We start from the raw sequence: 16,315 nt of genomic DNA on the forward strand, positions 1-16,315 counted from the left end.
TTCGTACCAAGCCGATATGATGGCAGGACCGGAGGGTCTCGTTGGCTGAAATGGATCCTGCAAAAGCTGGCGAGCATCAGGGCGGAAGGAATGCCAATGGTACATTCGCGCCCGGTGCATCGGGCAATCCCGCCGGTAAGAAACCTGGAACTCGAAACGCAGCGACGCGCGCGATGGAAGAGATGCTGGCGGGCGAGCACGAGGCCTTGACCCGTAAGGCGATCGATCTCGCTCTTGCTGGCGATACTACCGCAATGCGCCTGTGCTTGGATCGAATAGCCCCTCCCAGGAAGGACGCGCCGATCTCGTTCGACCTCCCGCCGATCAAGACGGCTGCTGATACGGTCTCGGCATCTTCGGCGCTGCTTCAGGCGGTTTCTGATGGCGAGGTCACTCCCGATGAGGCCGGCCGCGTCATGGCGCTGCTGACGGCACATAAGGCGCTCGTCGAGGCCGGCGATCTGGAAGCGAGGATCACTGCCTTGGAAGCAAAGGCATGAACATTCTGAGGCGGCGCGTTCAGGCGCTTGAGGCGCAGGGAAAGCAAATATTCGATGACGCGCTCGTGGATACTGTGATGGACCGCGAGGCGGATATTTCTGCCTGGCTCCTCGCGACCGGCGGCGATGACACCGAGAAATCGGCTGTCTGGGGGCAAATTCTCAAACAGGTAGATGGCCGCTCGAAGGGGCTGCCAAAGGAAAGGGCAAACTGATGAACAACCACATCCGCCGGATTGAGGCGCTTGAAGTCACCATGAACCCACCGGTTGGCCGGCGTTGGCATCGTGTGTTCCAACATGCCGGCCAGACACGCAACGCCGCGATCGGCGCGTATGAGGCCCAGTATGGCCCGATGGGCGAGAATGACGCGATCGTGCTGCGTCGGGTCGTCACTGTGTAGATTGAAGGGCGCCGGCGCCTGTAAGCATGCAGCCGATCACGAATGCGACCACGGATCCCCACCCAATTATCTGGGGGATCAGCATGTGCTTCTTCTCGACCTTTTCGAGGTCATGAGCGGCCTCTAACTCATCTAGCCGCCATCCGTCTTGCTTGACTGAGATCCAATAACCGAGAGCCTCACCCAGCCGGTTGGACATTCGGCCTATGGCGCGGATTTGGAGAAGTCCTCCTAGCAGTGCAAGCAGGACTCCTGAGATGAAGAACGTGCACGCCGCGAGCTTGAAGCCGACAGGAATTTGGACGGGGAATGTCGCGATCGCGGCAGCGCCGTTTATCGCCAAAAGGGACGTTTGGATCCACTTCGCCATTTCGACAGTTAGGCCGGTCAGCGTGAGATGGGCTGCCTGCATGGTGGTGACGACATCCGAGGCGAAGGCCCGATTGTCGGCTTTTTCTTCTTCCGTTGGTTCAGGCATCAGAAGCGTTCTCAATTCCCCATGCAGGTCGTCGTCGGGCCCGTGCGCGTGCAGGTAGCCATCCAGCCTTGGTTTGCGCTCGCCTGCATCGATTGACCGATGGCGCCCAAGATCGCCGCGCGCGCCTCGCGCTTGCGCTGATCCTCCGCATTCTTCGCGGGATAGTAGATCGCAAGGTTTTGGTCGATCAGACCCAGCTCGTCGGCCATACCCTTCACCGTCGCCGCCTCGAACACTGCCATCCCGATATTCTTGAGCATCGATTGGGTGGTTGCCCCATTTTGCCCAAGCTTCTGGCCCTTCAGCGCTGCTGCCTTTTCATCGGCGGAATGCGCGCGATCCCGCAGTTGGTCAGCTTGGTCCTGTAGCCAAAGTTGCGCGCGCTCAGCGGATGGCTTCTTGTCCATAAACGCCCGCGCATCGCTCACGATCTGGGCTCGGGCTCCATTATACCCGAGGTCGAACGTCGCTTGCAGCACCCGGTCGAGATTGGCCTTCGTAGATGCCTCGTCGTTTCCTGCCGCATTCAACGCCGTCATCGCGGCGGGCAGTTCTGCCTTCGCCGCATTCAAGTGGCTTGCATAGCGCTGCTCACGGTCGGACCAGGCTTCTTGAAACTCCTTGGTGACCGACTTCGCAACTGCGAGACCTGCGGGCACCGTAGCCAGCGCTAACGCCAGCGCACACAAAATCTTCGAACGCATGTCGCCCCCCGTTTCTGCGCCTGGCTACGATTAGCGAGAGTCAGGGCCTGCGCAAGCGAAGTAGCATGCCATCGCGTTTGGAAGAGCCAAACGGCTCATCCCGCATCGCAAACCCGATCCCGCCTCAAGTTGCTGATAGATGCTGCTTGCGCGCGCGATGCGGATAATTGCTGCCCACCTAGAAACAGACCCAAACATTTTTTGTATCTCACGCGCGCAAGCAGCAACTGACAGCAACTTACCCCCCCAAGGCATCACGAAGGGCTTTCTTGGCCGCCAAGCGGCGTTCCTGTTCTCGTTCAGCGCGATCGGCGAAGGCTTGATGGACACGAGGATTAACGACCCAGCGCGGGGTCGAACTCTTTGGACCGGGTTCCCGACGTTCTAACCAACTGAAGGCCTCCAGCTTTTCGCACAGCACGCGAAACTGGTCCGCCGTCATGGACCGGAACGACTGTGTCGAGCTCTGCGCATCGCGCGCTCTCACTTCGTCCAGCCCCTTGGCAACGATGAGCGACGCCAGAGCGACAAGATCCTCATGCCCGGCAGACATGCCAAGCAGGCCAGCGTAAAACGCCACCGCGCTCGGACGGATAAATTCAGCCATGAACTGCGCAACGCGTTCCGCGGTCTCCTTGCTGATTTCCATGCGGGGTACGCCCTCCTCCGGATGCTCGATGCAGTGCCAGAGCAGGCAGAGACGGGCGAACAGTCCGTCGTACTTGCCGAAATGGGAAGCCAGCTTGGGAGATACGCTCTCCAGCGCCTCCACGAGTTCGAGGTGCTCGTGTTCCAGCCGTTCACGGATCTCCTTGGCACCGTACCCGAACTGGACGGGCATCACTCGATCGTTCTGCCCATGCCTTGGCCGCGTCATGGGCTGCATAAGGTGGAGCTTACGAACGAGCGCGTCGTAGGTTGCCACCACGTTGTCGGCAGGCACGTCCTTGCCCACCTGAGAGTGGCGCAGGATGACCGGGATGAGGCGCTGCACCAAGCCGTCATCCACGGTGTCGGCAGCGAGCTTGCGGATAGGTTCCGGCTGGATGCCGCCCAGCAGTGAAATCGACAGGTTCGGGATCTGGAATGCCCCGCGCCCGATCCGGTTGATGTTGTAGGCGCCGCCGTTGAAAGCCTTCAGCCAGAATGCACGGTCTGCCTGGGAGCCCTTGCCGGGCGTGAACTTGTCCATGCTGCCAAACCAGCCCGAGAGCTCGTCCTGTTCCGACAAAACCCCGTCAGGGGAATCTCGCAACACTTCCTGAGCTGCCTCCACCGTCGCATCGGATATGAGCACGCGACGCTGCTTGGGTTGGGGCGCAACCTTCCGTTCAGCGGCCGGCAATGCGTCCAAGTCCTGCTTCTGTTGCATGTAGGATCGCATGAGGCCGTTATCGATCGACCGCAGAGGTGCGAGGGCCGCCTTGAAAATCGGCGTCTTTTTGCGGCTTGGCGGCCCAACGAGTGCGGTCCATAGCCGTGCGTTCTCTCGCCACGTCGGGTCGTTGCGCTTCACCTGCAAGCCGATGCTGTCCGGTATGGCGGCTGCGCAGACGGTCAGCGCGGCCATTGCGAGACCAGCCGGATCGGCTCCCATAATAGCGCCTTGGCGCACGGCAAACTGCTCGATCAACTCAGGCAACAGGCCGGTCGGGAGTGGAGGCTCTTGGAAACGCGCCCACAGGTCGACTGGCTGGGGCCACTCTTCAGTTTCATCAAGCAGCGAGGCGGCCAGTTGCTGCAGTTCGTCGGGAGTGCCACGCCAGTCGAGAATGTCGCCCTTGGCCGGAAGGTCCGGCAGGCGAAGGATTGCTGGGCGCGCCCCGGCTTGCTCAAGCATCGCGACTGTGCGGCCGGCCAGATTCTCTCCCGTGTTGTCGTTGTCGGGCAGGACGATTACGCGCCTCCCCGCGACAAAGGGTGCGAAGTCCACGCGCCAGTCTTTCAAGGATGTGGCCAACAGCCCCCATGAGGCCAACTTGTCAGCCTTCGCCTCACCCTCCGCCATGAATAGCAGGCCAGTGGGTGCCGAAATTAGGTCAGGTAGCCGATATGGCGCCCGCGCTTCGCCTTGCCCGGCAATCCACGCGCCGTTGCCGTCAGGCCGATCGTAGCGGAATTCCTTGTCTCGACCATCGGCTGCTGGTTCGATTCTGTGCTTGCGATGAACAAGTTCACCTGCGGCATCGAAGAATTCGAACGTCGAGACGATCGCCTGCCCGGATTTGAGGAAGACTGCGTGCTTTTCCGCCGGCGCAGCGCGAGCGGTGTGAGGCACCGGCACCGCAGATGGCGCGAGGAATGTCACGGCGTCTCGCAAATCGCCGCCGCGCCACTCCCGCACGAAATCGAGGACATCGCCACCCTTTGAGCAGCCGAAACAATGCCAGCGATCGCCGTCCTCGTAGATCGTGAAGCTCGGCGAGCGCTCCTGATGGAAAGGGCACAGGCCCTTCCATTCATCGCCCGACTTCAGGAGCTTGACGCCCGCCCATTCAGCGACGGCCTTGACGCCGTGATCGCGTTTGATCGCTTCGATGTCATGCTGACCACCGCGGGCTCCGCCGGTGTTTTCCGCAGACCTCATGCGTGACCTCCCTGTATAGTGGCGAGGCACAGCGGACGACCTGGTGCCAGCTTGCGGATCAGGTTGACCCACTGGATTTCGTGCTCTGGGCGCGTCTCGACAAGCAGTGCATTTCGACGGGTTGCCGTCGTGGTGATCGCAACGGCCTCATAGAGCTTCGCAGGTGGCGCGCTCGAAACGACCGCAAACAATTCAGCGCTGCGGATGGCGCGGCGGAGCGATGGCATATGGAAACCCTCGGGGCCGAATGCTTGGTGCATGTCGTCGCCAATTATCGTGATTGCGGCTTGCCGACCCTTCCCGGGCAGGCGGAATGCGCATGTGCCTTGCGGTACGAACATCATACCCGCGCCCGCATCCCGAACCGCTTTGATGATTGGCTTAAGATGCGGCGCCGCGTTTGCCATTGCTCGATCAAGATCTGAGCGAGAGGCGCGACCATGAACGAAGTTGTTTTCACTCATCGTGCCGCCCCTTTGCGTGCGGGGTTGGCCACCCAGACAATCGCCTTCTTGCCATTCAGGTTCCTGCGACGGGCGCCGCTGTCTCGGATCAGCCCTCGCTCGCGAAGTTCGCTCGTCCGCGGCTGAATTGTGTCTCGATGGATGCCGACGACACGCACTAGCTCATTGGTGGTGAGCCCGCGCCCGCCGGCGGCGCGGATGGCGGTCAAAGCGATCCGCTGAAGTCGTCCAATTGCTATATCGATCGCATCAGCCGCCTCCGCGGACGTATCGATGCCCCTGTGGCCTGGGGTGTCCGGGTAAATGGGATCGTGCATCACGAACGATCTCCTTCTCCGAGGCCCGGAAGCCCGGCACGTTCCAAAAGCGTCGCAAGCCATTCTGACTGCGCCTGGGTAAGCGGCTTGGGATCGACGGCGGTTTGGCCGAGGAACGAGCCTGCCTTGCGCGTCAGATGCTGATTGGAGTTGAGGAGCGCGAGCGCGGCGGACCGTGGCGTGGTGAAAGTATCAGCCATGTGCGCCTCCCCATGCAAGGGCGGCGAGGGTGCGCGCGCGGCTGTCAGTAAGGCCGAAGAGGCGAACGAGCCGTTGCGCCTTCTGGCCGATCAGATTATCCTCATCAGTGCTGCTGTAGAGGAAATTTGTGGAGGCCTGCACCGCGCCAACGGTGCGGGCCTTTCGCGTCTTATGGGGCGACGCAGCCCGTGCGGTGCTGCGCATGACGAGTCACGCTGCTTCCGACGTGGATTGACGCACGCGCTCTGAGAGCCATGCATCGGTCATTCGCGGATCGTAGCGGATTAACCGGCCGACCTTGAGAAACGGGGGGCCGTCTCCACGGCAGCGCTGGTTCGCAAGCGTCTTTGGCGCCAAGTTGAGGCGAGCTGCCTCCTCCTTCTCCGTATGCAGTTTGAGCATATTGCCTCCATTACCCTGCGTGATTGCGAGGGCGTTGGAGGGATGTTTGGCTTGGCATTCGATCGAGATCGGCCTGAAAGGCCGGTAATTCGAAAGCGGCTATTTCAGGCCTTCAATTTTCGGCCTTCTTGCGAGCGTTGTTCATGTCGCGCGCCCTAAAGATTGGGCCAATTTTGTCCCGAATGCTGGACTCAGACGGAGCGTTTCCATCATTACGACCGGCGAACCAATCCGCGGCCCAGCGTTCCACATCTGCCTGCGAAGCGAAATGCGTTAAGCCGTCTTCATCAGCGATCCGGATCAAATCCCCCAGTAGAGAGTCCCAGTTCCATTTTCGACGGCGGCCGCGAGGTGAAGCCCCTTGGCGTTCATCTGGTGCTCCTTCCCTGGAATCCTCCGGTGGCGAATCCGAACTGGGAGTTGAACCGAATTCCCTGGTACCGGCGGATGGCTCTTTGGCTTCTGCAGCTTTGAGCAGCATTTCTACCCTGAGTTTCGAGAGGTCGACCTCAGCCTGCTCGTCAGGCAAATTCTCGACGATCGTGTTCCTCAGCAGTTCGATTACATTCGCGTCCGACGCATAGAGGTCCAACCCAAAAGTTTCGTTGTAAAAGCTAAGCTCTTTGCGATCGCTGGGCGGGGGCATGAACGCGAAGACATAACTGATGGCCCCGCGCAAAAACCGCGCATTTGCGACCTCCTCGCGGCAATTCCATAAATCCCTCGGCACCTCGGGAAAGGTCCCATTTGTCTCGTCGAATGTGCAAAATCCGAGATTACCCGCCGCCGCTCGCCGGTGCATCCAGGTGAAGATTTTGCGTCGCCGCACTGCCGCTTGTTCCCAAGCTTTGATCTCATTTTCAAAAGCTCGGTAAGCTTCACTCCACTGCTGGAAGGACAGCGCGTGGTTGTTGAGGTGTTTCACGCCGATGAGCTTTGAAGCGCGCTCGAGATGCGTGTTGTAAAGAACATAGTCGGCGACGCGGTGCTTTGCCGGGGGAGGAGTCGAGCCTTTCGCAGATGGATCGTATCGCGTCTCGTAGAGAGGCTCCTCGACAGGCTCGTAAATCTCAGCTGGTTTCGGCAGAGGTTTTGGACGAATGACCTGCCTCTCCATTCCGCTCCATTCATCGGCAAAAATCTTGCGGCCCAGAGCCTCGAAAATATCCGGTACGCCGATATATCCTGGGACAACACACTCCCAGCTCGTTTGGTCATTCCAATTGATCACGCCGCACCTCCCAGTGCGATCCGCTGAAGTCCGTGGGCGGCAGGCCGGGCGGATAAACCAGCCGTTCGGGAGCTACCCTAGCCGCCCACCTTGCTCACGCCCGCGCGGACGCGAGCTGAACCACGTTCGACGCCACCGGGGCGCCATCGATCAAAGCCTGAAGGTGCTGCGCCCATGCATTGAGCGCCCTCGCCTTCTCCTCGTAGTAGTCATGCAAATTATAGATGCCTCGGATGCCCGATGCTTCACCGCCTTGATGGTGGTTAATGACGCGCTCCGTCACCTCGATCTGGAAACCTAGCGCCTGGAGGTTGGTCGTCCCCGTGCGCCGGAGATCGTGAAGGCGCCACGGTACGAGCGCCACCTTCTCTGCCGGCTGCTCATCGGCCGCTCGCGAATCGGCCATCCCCTGCAAGACACCCAGCATCGCCTTGTCGAGCGCTGCCTTCATATCGCTGAAATTGGAAACCGGCGTCATTCCTGTCGAGGACGGCAGGACTAGCCCCTTGGCCTTCGCCGGCCAGCCGATCGCTTCAAGCTCCGCCAGCGCCAAGCCGCTCAAGGGCACCAGATGATCGAGGCCGTTCTTCGTGCGCTCACCCTCGATGTGCCAGAGCGCCTTTGCCTTCGACAGCTCGCTCCATGACATACCGGCCACCTCGCTGCGGCGCTGGAGCGTGATCATCAGCAGGCGGACCAGCGCGCCGCGGGGATCGTCCAGACTGGAGCTCGCCTTCCAGATCGCCACGAGTTCATCAGGCGAAAGGACGCGCTTACGAGCCTTTGCCCCCGCCGGAGGATCGATCTTGCCCATGGGCGACTTCTCGATGTCCTCACGCTTCTCCGCCCATCGGAACAGCGAGCTGAGGACCGCCCATGTCGATCGCTGGAGGCCAGGCCGGTCGCGCAACTTGTCGAGCAGCTGATGGATATGCTCCGCACGCACTTCGGGGAGCGGCTTGTCCGTCAGGACAGGCACCGCGTGCTGCTCCAGGATCCGCTTGGCCTGTTGCCACGACTTGCCCCAGCTCGGCTCCAGATAGCCGGCCGCGAACGTCTCCACGTAAGCCTCGAACGACTTCGTGTTCCTGATTCGCTCGCGCTCCTTCTTCTCGGCCTGCGGATCGATGCCCTGCGCGACAAGGATCGAAAGCCGCTCAGCCTCCGCGCGGGCCTGGGCCGGCGACCAAGGCGCACCATATCGGCCGATCGTCCAACGCTTGGTTTTGCTGCCGCGCCCGCCCAGCCGGTACTGATAGAGAAAAACCTTCGCGCCCGCCGGCGTCACCTTAAGGCCAAATCCGCTGAGGTCTTCATCCCACAGGAACTGATCCCGCTCGGCCTTCTCAAGCGCATCGATCGTTCGCTTGTTCAGCTTGCCCTCTGCCACTCCGCGAACCCTACCAGCAATCACCTAGCAATCACGATAGCGGGAACCTCCGTGAACATTAAGGGAACGCCGGGAAGTGGATTGACGGGAAATCAAGGCGAGTCGCTTGCAATCCCGCTCGGCACTGTACAGGACCACAACACTGGGGGTGTGGGGGTCGGAGGTTCGAATCCTCTCGTCCCGACCAATTTTCCAAAATCGTCGAATAGCAATCCTTCCCTTCGGGGAGCGGCTCCTCGCGCGCATCAACGACGGCGTTGTCTGCCATTTTCCTACATGAACCGATTTGGTTATCTGAATGCAGGCAACAATCCGGAATGGAGTGCCTGCCATGCCCCTGCTCGATTCGCTGATAGCCCCCGTCACCAAGATCATCGACAAGGTCATTCCCGATCCCGACGCGCGTGACCGCGCCAAGCTGGAACTCCTGAAGCTGCAGAACACGCAGGAACTGGATCTGCTGCAAACCAGCCTTTCCGCGATCGTCGCCGAAGCCAATGCGGCCGATCCCTGGACCAGCCGCGCGCGGCCAAGTTTTCTCTACGTGATCTATATCCTGCTGTTGTGGTCGCTGCCGATGGGCCTGATCGGCGCCTTCAGCCCTGCGACTGCAAAAGCCATCGCCGGCGCCATGACGACTTATCTCAATGGCATCCCCGAACCGCTCTATGCGCTCTTCGGCACCGGCTACCTCGGCTATTCGGCCATGCGCCAATGGGGCAAGACCAAGGGTTCCGATCGCTAACATTCCGCTAACGCTTGCCTGATAGACCTCCTCGCGAGCGGCTGGGATGCCGCCTTGCGAGGAGCGTCTGCGTGTTTCGGAATGTCGTGCGATCGATACTGCTTGCGCCGGCATCGTTGCTGGTGCTGACCGGGTGCGGCCAGAGCCGCGAGGCGGAGCTTGAGCAGCAGCTTGCCGAAGCCAAGGCTGAGGCGCAGGCGGCCAACGAATCCGCCGCCCGCGCGACTTCGGCCGAGAAAAAGGCGCGGCAATCCGCCGAACTCGCCAAGTTCTACGGCGGAGATGAGGACGCTGAGGACGATTCGGAGGATCAGCAGGATCATAAGGACCAGGCAGCCCAGGCCGGGTCCGTTCCTGTCGACACCGGTCCCGCCCCCGCCGCCCCTGCTCCGCCGGCCGCCCTGGCGCCGGTAACGCCGCTTACCCCCATCGACAACGGCCCGTTCCGCGTCGGTGAAAAGCCCGCCCCCGTCGGCTGAACGCCTGCCGACCGCTTGGCAGTTCGGGCGCATCTGCGCTAGACGGACGCCGCCGAGCGCGCCTCCAGCGCGCCGATGACATCATAGGGAATTTCGCGAAATGGCAGCCAGGCTGGTCTATGTTCTGAACGGCCCCAACCTTAATCGGCTGGGCCTTCGCGAGCCCGGCATCTATGGCTCGCAGACGCTGGACGATATTGCCGCCATGCTGGTCGATCGCGGAGAAGCGCTCGATTTCCAGATCGATTTGCGCCAGTCGAATCACGAAGGCCATCTTGTCGACTGGCTGCACGAGGCGGAGGACAACGGCGTACATGCCGTGCTGCTGAACGCCGGCGCCTACACGCACACTTCGATCGCGCTGCACGATGCGATCCGCGCGATCAAGGTTCCGGTGATCGAGGTTCACCTTTCCAACCCACACTTGCGCGAGGAATTCCGCCACAAGTCCTGGGTCGGCATGGCTGCCAAGGGTACGGTCGCGGGCTTCGGCGCGCAGAGCTACCTGATTGCTCTGGAAGCCGCCGCCACACTTTAAGAGCGGGCCACGCACTCCAGCTTCTCGCCCCTATCAGCGCGAACCGAAATGATGTGCTGAATGAATGCCGATGCGGCATAGTCGCGAAGTGAGCACCGCTCCAAGATCGGCACATGAACGTTGCCGAGGGGCGCCCCAGCACGAAAACCGGTTCGTACGTGTGTCTGTCCTGCCTCAGCAATCAGAGGTTTCCAGCCACCAGCAACAACGCCGCGCCCTGCAAAAGGACGCGGCGCTCTTTTCTTGTCGTCGCCACCGGCAAATGCCCGGCGGGCGCCAGTTGGATGCTTTCAGGCCTCCATCGGCACGCCGGGCACGTTCTTGGCCGTGCGGATCGTCAGCGAGGTCTTCACGCTATCCACGTTCGGCGCGGGCGTCAGCTTGCTGGTGAGGAATTCCTGGAAGCTCTGCAGGTCGCGGCTGACGATCTTCAGGATGAAGTCAATCTCGCCATTCAGCATGTGACACTCACGCACTTCGGGCAGACCCTTCATGTGGTCCTCGAACGCGCGCAGCGATTCCTCGGCCTGGCTCTTCAGGCTGACCAGCGCGAAAACCGTGATCGTGAAACCAAGCTTCGAGGCATCAAGGTCAGCATGATAACCCTGGATGATCCCCGATTCCTCAAGGCTGCGCACACGGCGCAAGCACGGCGGCGCCGTCAGGCCAACGCGCTGCGCCAGTTCGACGTTGGTAATTCGGCCTTCGCTTTGCAGCTCCGCCAGAAGGCGGCGGTCGATTTCATCGAGATTGATCATGCGAATCTTTCCTTGCGGGCGCACCGGCGTCGTCCGGCCTGTAACTTCCACTCGAAAACGCTTGCGCCCCTGTAATATTATTATCCCTTAACGTAATCGTCCGGCATTGCAACGCCTAGAATCCGTCCACTTCCCCTGTCTGCACAGTTTGCTAGATGTTATGCTGGCTGCCAGACATCGTTCCAAATGGTGCGGCAGATCGCGGTTTGGCGGCAATTTTGCGGGTGGCTGTCCGGTGACCTCTCCTTAAGCCATTTACCTTAAGGATGTGGCCGGAGGGGCAAAGCAGTGTGAGTCTTGAGGTCCGGCGGCCCATTGGCGGATGGGCGGTTAGGACCGGTTTGGAGCTTGAATGCATTTCGACGATCGTCTTGCCACGGTGTTGCGACTGCCGACTACGGGCGAGGCCTTGGCACGTATCCAGTACCGACAACTGGTGGATATTCTCGGCCGGCTTCCGGCCAATGCCCGGTCCTGGGCGGTAGCTGCCGGCTTTGCGCAACTGCGAGAACTGGACAAGGTGATCCCTGCTGCGGACCGCGCGCGACTGATTGCTCAGCCGCTGCAGCCGCTCAGCAATCCCCGCCTGCTTGCCCGCCTTGCCGAAGCCGAACCGCAAGTGGCCACGGCCGCAGTGCGCACCGCCAAGCTGCCCGAAGACACCTGGCTGACGCTGATACCGGCGCTGCCCGTCCGCGCACGCGGCATCCTGCGCCATCGGCGCGACCTTGGCGCCAAGGTCGATTCCCTGCTGGACCGGCTGGGCGTGCAGGACCGAGCGCTGCCGCCGGCGGACGCACTCGAACTCGACGACCTGCTGGAAGTAGAGGCGCCTGCCGCTGTAGAAAATACATTACCCGCCGAACCCGCTCCCGTGCCCGAAGCGATCCCGGCGGCGCAGTTCGCACCGGCAATGCCGCGCATACCGGAAACGGTCACACCGATTCGTGCCGCCGATACAACGCCCTTCGCCGAGTTCGAACAGGCCGCCGCCTCGCTGGGCGTTGCGCCGCCGCCGACCAATACCGAAGCCGGCATCGGCGCGATCGTTCGCCGCATCGAGGAATTCCGCAAGGCCCGCGAAGCGCTGGGCAATGGCCACTCCGGCCATGATGGCGCGTTCGAAACCCCACGCCTGCCGCTCGGCGATGCCGCGCCGGCCCTGCCGCGTGCGCCTGCGGCGATCGATTTCAGCACCGATGCGCTAGGCCGCGTCTCCTGGGTGGACGGCGTACATGCACCGTCACTGATCGGGCTGGACCTTTCGGGCCAAAGCGAACATGCCGCCGCTTCGCCGGTGGCGGAGGCTCCGGCCGGCATCGCCTCCGCCATGCGCCATCGCCTGCCGCTGCGGGCCGCGCAGATCGAAATCAGCGGCGCCTCGGCCGTCCGCGGTTCGTGGCAGGTGGACGCCGTGCCCCGCTTCGATCCCGCCAGCGGCAGCTTTGTCGGCTATGTCGGGCGCCTGCGCCGCCCCGCCGTGCTGGCCGCCGTCGGTGCCGCCGTGCAAGGCGATGGCGAGGCCGATCGGCTGCGCCAGATCCTGCATGAACTGCGCACTCCCGCCAATGCGATACAGGTCGCGGCGGAGATCATCCAACAGCAACTCTACGGCCCCGCACCGCATGAATATCGCGCGCTCGCCGCCGCGATTGCAGGCGATTGCGCCCATATCCTTGCCGGGTTTGAGGAACTGGACCGCCTTGTCCGCCTGGAGACCGGCGTGCTTGGCCTGGAATCAGGCGAATGCGATCTGTCCGCGGTGCTGGCCGAAACGGTCAATCGACTGAAAGCCTGGACCGAGCCGCGCCACAGCGGCTTCGCCCTGCCCCCCGCCGCTGCACACGTCCCGCCGATCCCGCTGGACCGTACGGAAACGGAGCGGTTGGTCTGGCGCCTGTTCGCCGCTCTGGCGGGCTCGACCGCGTTCGAGGAAGTGCTGTCCGTGGAATATCGAACCGATCGCCAGGGCATCGTCCTCGCCATCGCGCTGCCCGCTTCGCTGGCGGCGCGCGTTGATGACAACCTTCACGAAATGCCGTCGGCCGAGCGTGGCAGCGCGCTTTCCACCGGCATGTTCGGAATCGGCTTCACCCTACGCCTGGCCGCTGCAGAGGCCGCTGCCGCCGGCGGTAGCCTTCGCCGCGCCGGCTCCTTCCTGGAACTGTGCCTGCCCGGGTTGACCGCACCGGACGCAGACCATAGCCATTCATCGCAGAGCCGCGCGCTCTGAGCCTTGTCGCCCTGCCGGATGCGACCCGATCGGGGGAATAATTCAGTCTTGTCGGGGCCTAATCTCCTTCAGCCGCCCGAACCGCAGGCTTTCGCCCGTTTCCGGGACGATTTCGGCCAGCGCTTCATCGTCACCGTCGATACCGAGGAGGAGTTCGACTGGGACGCGCCGCTCGATCGTGACCGTTACAGCACGGTCACGGTTTCCGCGCTGCGCCAGTTCCAGGAGTTCTGCGAGGGGTTCGGTGTAAAGCCCACCTACCTCGTCGATTATCCCGTGGCCGATTCGCCCCGCGCACCGGATGCGATCGGCGAAGCGATCAGCGCTGGCCGCGCCGATATCGGCGTGCAATTGCACCCTTGGGTCAGCCCACCGTTCGACGAGGACGTGAACGAATTCAATTCCTACGCCGGCAACCTGCCGTTCGAGCTTGAGCGGGAGAAATTCGGCCGCCTTCATGCCCGTATCGTCGAGGCATTCGGCACCGCGCCGCGAATCTATCGCGCCGGGCGGTATGGACTGGGCCCGCGCACGCACGAGATTTTGGCCGAGCACGGCATCGCCATCGACAGCTCCGTCCGCGCCCGGTTTGACTACAGCAGCACCGGCGGCGCGAACTACCGCGATCATCCGCTGCGCCCCTACTGGGTCGATGCCGAGCGCCACCTGCTCGAACTCCCGCTGACAACGGTTTACTGGGGCCCGCTGCGGCAGATGGGCAACGTGATCTACCCGCACCTTTGGCGCACGCCGCAAGTGCGCGGCGTGCTTGCCCGCACCGGCCTGCTGGAACGCATCGCGCTTACGCCGGAGGGAATCAGCGTCGAGGAAGCCCTGCGCGGCGTGGACATCGCGATCGACGATAGATTGCCCGTTCTGGTATTTTCTTTCCACAGTCCTTCGCTGGCGCCCGGGCACACGCCCTATGTCCAGAACATCGGGGATCTTGAAGCTTTATACGATTGGTGGCGCCAGCTTTTCACGCATCTGGCCCATCGCGGCGTGCGTCCAACCAGTGTTGGTGAAATCATGGACGCCGTAGCGCTTGCCTAGTGCGCCGCGTCAAGCTAACGGGCGTTTCACCCGGCGACGTCGATGGCGCCGGGAACGGTACGGGGGCCTGTAGCTCAGCGGTTAGAGCTGGCCGCTCATAACGGCTAGGTCGCGGGTTCGAATCCTGCCGGGCCCACCATTACCGAGGTTGGGCCGAACACCGGCTCCGCCGGAACATCGACGACCGAAGGGTCGGGGAGTGGCGCAGCCCGGTAGCGCGCTTGCTTTGGGAGCAAGATGTCGCAGGTTCGAATCCTGTCTCCCCGACCATTTCGCTTTTCCAAGACATCCCAGAGCGTCCCAAGAGGGCCCAAGCGCGTTTCTTAAGCACATGTAATTCATCGATTTTTCGTCCCAGAGCCTCCCAGGGGGTGGACTTGCAGCCCACCGCCGATGTTGGCTGTTTGTTGGCCGGCATTCGCGCCGGCCAACACCGGGCCAACACTTGGCCAACAATCCTGAGAGGCGCGATGGAGATGACAGATGTTGACGGACGTTGCCCTCAAGGCGCTCAAGCCTCAGGCCGAGAGGTACAAAAAATCGGACAGCGGCGGCCTCTTCCTGATCATCCATCCAAATGGCCGCAAATCCTGGGGACTGGCGTTCCGGGTCGATTCTAAACAGAAGTTCGTTTCTGGTGGCACCTATCCCGAAGTGAGCCTGAAGCAGGCGCGAGACTGGCGGGACGCCATAAAGGCTCAACTGACCCTAGGCATGGCGCCTACCGCAACGCCCGATCCAGATGGCCACGGCATCAAGGCACCGATCTTCGCTCCCCCGACCGAAACGTTCGAGTCGGTCGCACGTGAATGGTATGCCAAACGGCTTCCAGGTTGGACGCCTCGCTATGCCGGCGTGATCATGCGCCGCCTCGAGGCCGATATCTTCCCGTACGTGGGCGGCGAAGCCATTGCCTCGCTCACTCCCAGGCAAATGCTGGAGGCATTCAGAGCGATCGAAGCACGAGGTGCGGTTGAGATGGCCCATCGGGTCAAGAATCACTGCAGCGAGGTCTTTCGTTACGCGATTCCCGACGGCCGGTGCGTGAGCGATCCTTGCAGAGACCTGGCACCCGGCATGGGTCGGCCCAAACCCGTAAAGCATTTGAGCAAGGTGGCGGCGAAGGACCTTCCGGCATTCTTTGCAAAGCTCAACCTCGATCAAGGGGATCGCATGAGCCATCTCGCTCTCCGCTGGACGATGCTGACAATGGTTCGAACGCAAGAAACCCGATTCGCCGAGTGGTCGGAATTCGAGGATCTCGACGGCAGCGAGCCGATCTGGAGAATTCCAAGCGAGCGCATGAAAATGCGATCGGAACATATCGTGCCGCTGCCACCGCAGGCGATTACGCTGCTGAAAGACATCCGAGGCCTGAACGTCTACCTCAGGGCCGGCGACATGAAGCTCGGTAGATATCTGTTTCCTGTCGCCAACTCGAAAACCCTCACGATTAGCGAAAACAGGATGCTCGACATCATGTACCGCATTGGCCTTCGCGGAAAGGCCACCGTGCACGGCTTTCGCGGTCTTGCCAGCACGGTTCTCAACGAGAGCGGCCTTTTCGAACCCGATTGGATCGAGCACCAATTGGCCCATGTCTCGCGAGGTGTGAGAGCGGCATACAATTCGGCTAGATACCTCTCCCACCGTCGCAATATGATGGTATGGTGGGCGGATTATCTTGAAAACGCCGAAAAACTTGGAACTTAAACTTGAATGATTGCCATCCTCGGGGGCTCACCCCCCTGCCCCCGAGGAGCGAGTAGGAGCTGATCTTATCGGTGAAGGAATTGGCGGGCTTCGCGATGAAGGGTACGAACAAGCTTCCT

The 16,315-nt window shown here is 61.8% G+C and carries 19 protein-coding genes and 2 tRNA genes; 11 read left to right on the top strand and 10 right to left on the bottom strand.

The features are described from left to right. The first annotated feature begins 50 nt into the window (after positions 1 to 50). Genes ACZ1JC_RS21855 through ACZ1JC_RS21865 form a run of 3 tightly spaced genes read left to right on the top strand, consistent with a single transcriptional unit; the run spans position 51 to position 903 of the window. Positions 51 to 500 carry a DUF5681 domain-containing protein gene (locus tag ACZ1JC_RS21855; protein WP_465148468.1) on the top strand — a complete coding sequence of 150 codons (450 nt, stop codon included), beginning with the start codon at positions 51 to 53 and terminating at the stop codon, positions 498 to 500. Beyond that, positions 497 to 715, top strand: coding sequence for a hypothetical protein (locus ACZ1JC_RS21860; protein WP_465148454.1), 219 nt, complete (start codon positions 497 to 499; stop codon positions 713 to 715). Before ACZ1JC_RS21855 ends, ACZ1JC_RS21860 begins: the two co-directional genes overlap by 4 nt. Then, complete coding sequence (locus ACZ1JC_RS21865) at positions 715 to 903, top strand: hypothetical protein (protein WP_465138162.1); 189 nt, start codon at positions 715 to 717, stop codon at positions 901 to 903. Before ACZ1JC_RS21860 ends, ACZ1JC_RS21865 begins: the two co-directional genes overlap by 1 nt. Here ACZ1JC_RS21865 and ACZ1JC_RS21870 read toward each other — a convergent pair. The 9 genes from ACZ1JC_RS21870 to ACZ1JC_RS21910 all read right to left on the bottom strand — a co-directional run bounded on the left by ACZ1JC_RS21870 (position 893) and on the right by ACZ1JC_RS21910 (position 8,677). After that, complete coding sequence (locus tag ACZ1JC_RS21870) at positions 893 to 1,381, bottom strand: hypothetical protein (RefSeq protein WP_465138161.1); 489 nt, start codon at positions 1,379 to 1,381, stop codon at positions 893 to 895. The genes ACZ1JC_RS21865 and ACZ1JC_RS21870 overlap by 11 nt on opposite strands. 11 nt (positions 1,382 to 1,392) lie before the next feature. Then, positions 1,393 to 2,085 (bottom strand): hypothetical protein, encoded by a 693-nt coding sequence (locus ACZ1JC_RS21875; RefSeq protein WP_465138160.1) that lies wholly within the window; start codon positions 2,083 to 2,085, stop codon positions 1,393 to 1,395. A gap of 238 nt (positions 2,086 to 2,323) precedes the next feature. Beyond that, complete coding sequence (locus ACZ1JC_RS21880) at positions 2,324 to 4,672, bottom strand: DUF3987 domain-containing protein (RefSeq protein ID WP_465138159.1); 2,349 nt, start codon at positions 4,670 to 4,672, stop codon at positions 2,324 to 2,326. Continuing rightward, on the bottom strand, positions 4,669 to 5,136 hold the full coding sequence (locus tag ACZ1JC_RS21885; protein WP_465138158.1) for a hypothetical protein: 468 nt from the start codon (positions 5,134 to 5,136) through the stop codon (positions 4,669 to 4,671). Before ACZ1JC_RS21885 ends, ACZ1JC_RS21880 begins: the two co-directional genes overlap by 4 nt. Further along, positions 5,133 to 5,453, bottom strand: a complete 321-nt coding sequence (locus ACZ1JC_RS21890; RefSeq protein WP_465138519.1) for a hypothetical protein — start codon at positions 5,451 to 5,453, stop codon at positions 5,133 to 5,135. The genes ACZ1JC_RS21885 and ACZ1JC_RS21890 overlap by 4 nt, the downstream gene beginning before the upstream one ends. Further along, on the bottom strand, positions 5,453 to 5,653 hold the full coding sequence (locus ACZ1JC_RS21895) for a hypothetical protein (RefSeq protein WP_465138157.1): 201 nt from the start codon (positions 5,651 to 5,653) through the stop codon (positions 5,453 to 5,455). The genes ACZ1JC_RS21890 and ACZ1JC_RS21895 overlap by 1 nt, the downstream gene beginning before the upstream one ends. Continuing rightward, a complete protein-coding gene (locus tag ACZ1JC_RS21900) occupies positions 5,646 to 5,858 on the bottom strand; it encodes a hypothetical protein (protein WP_465148453.1) in 213 nt (70 codons plus the stop codon). The genes ACZ1JC_RS21895 and ACZ1JC_RS21900 overlap by 8 nt, the downstream gene beginning before the upstream one ends. Positions 5,859 to 6,168: 310 nt before the next feature. Beyond that, positions 6,169 to 7,287, bottom strand: coding sequence for a hypothetical protein (locus ACZ1JC_RS21905; protein ID WP_465138156.1), 1,119 nt, complete (start codon positions 7,285 to 7,287; stop codon positions 6,169 to 6,171). Positions 7,288 to 7,381: 94 nt separating this feature from the next. Further along, positions 7,382 to 8,677, bottom strand: coding sequence for a tyrosine-type recombinase/integrase (locus ACZ1JC_RS21910; RefSeq protein ID WP_465138155.1), 1,296 nt, complete (start codon positions 8,675 to 8,677; stop codon positions 7,382 to 7,384). A 331-nt stretch (positions 8,678 to 9,008) separates the two neighbouring features. Here ACZ1JC_RS21910 and ACZ1JC_RS21915 point away from each other — a divergent pair, with 331 nt between their 5' ends. The 3 genes from ACZ1JC_RS21915 (at position 9,009) to aroQ (ending at position 10,439) form a co-directional block, all read left to right on the top strand. Beyond that, on the top strand, positions 9,009 to 9,422 hold the full coding sequence (locus ACZ1JC_RS21915) for a holin family protein (protein ID WP_465138154.1): 414 nt from the start codon (positions 9,009 to 9,011) through the stop codon (positions 9,420 to 9,422). Between the two features lie 71 nt (positions 9,423 to 9,493). After that, the gene (locus ACZ1JC_RS21920) at positions 9,494 to 9,901 is read left to right on the top strand and encodes a hypothetical protein (protein WP_465138153.1); all 408 of its coding nucleotides are present in this window, start codon (positions 9,494 to 9,496) and stop codon (positions 9,899 to 9,901) included. A 100-nt stretch (positions 9,902 to 10,001) separates the two neighbouring features. Further along, positions 10,002 to 10,439: a type II 3-dehydroquinate dehydratase gene (gene aroQ / locus ACZ1JC_RS21925; RefSeq protein ID WP_465138152.1), complete on the top strand. Its 438-nt coding sequence runs from the start codon at positions 10,002 to 10,004 to the stop codon at positions 10,437 to 10,439. 290 nt (positions 10,440 to 10,729) lie between these two features. On the opposite strand, the gene ACZ1JC_RS21930 is transcribed toward aroQ, so the two are convergent. Then, positions 10,730 to 11,197 carry an Lrp/AsnC family transcriptional regulator gene (locus ACZ1JC_RS21930; protein ID WP_465138151.1) on the bottom strand — a complete coding sequence of 156 codons (468 nt, stop codon included), beginning with the start codon at positions 11,195 to 11,197 and terminating at the stop codon, positions 10,730 to 10,732. Between the two features lie 352 nt (positions 11,198 to 11,549). On the opposite strand from ACZ1JC_RS21930, the gene ACZ1JC_RS21935 reads away from it, so the two are divergent. The 5 genes from ACZ1JC_RS21935 (at position 11,550) to ACZ1JC_RS21955 (ending at position 16,196) form a co-directional block, all read left to right on the top strand. Next, positions 11,550 to 13,430: a histidine kinase gene (locus ACZ1JC_RS21935; protein WP_465138150.1), complete on the top strand. Its 1,881-nt coding sequence runs from the start codon at positions 11,550 to 11,552 to the stop codon at positions 13,428 to 13,430. A 48-nt stretch (positions 13,431 to 13,478) separates the two neighbouring features. Beyond that, complete coding sequence (locus ACZ1JC_RS21940) at positions 13,479 to 14,483, top strand: polysaccharide deacetylase family protein (RefSeq protein WP_465138149.1); 1,005 nt, start codon at positions 13,479 to 13,481, stop codon at positions 14,481 to 14,483. A 63-nt stretch (positions 14,484 to 14,546) separates the two neighbouring features. Continuing rightward, positions 14,547 to 14,622 (top strand) — tRNA-Ile (locus tag ACZ1JC_RS21945). 54 nt (positions 14,623 to 14,676) lie between these two features. Beyond that, a tRNA-Pro gene (locus tag ACZ1JC_RS21950) sits at positions 14,677 to 14,753 on the top strand. 213 nt (positions 14,754 to 14,966) lie between these two features. Continuing rightward, a complete protein-coding gene (locus ACZ1JC_RS21955) occupies positions 14,967 to 16,196 on the top strand; it encodes a tyrosine-type recombinase/integrase (RefSeq protein WP_465138148.1) in 1,230 nt (409 codons plus the stop codon). Positions 16,197 to 16,315 lie beyond the last annotated feature (119 nt).

It is taken from the genome of Sphingomonas sp. BL-S-28 (assembly GCF_055521515.1).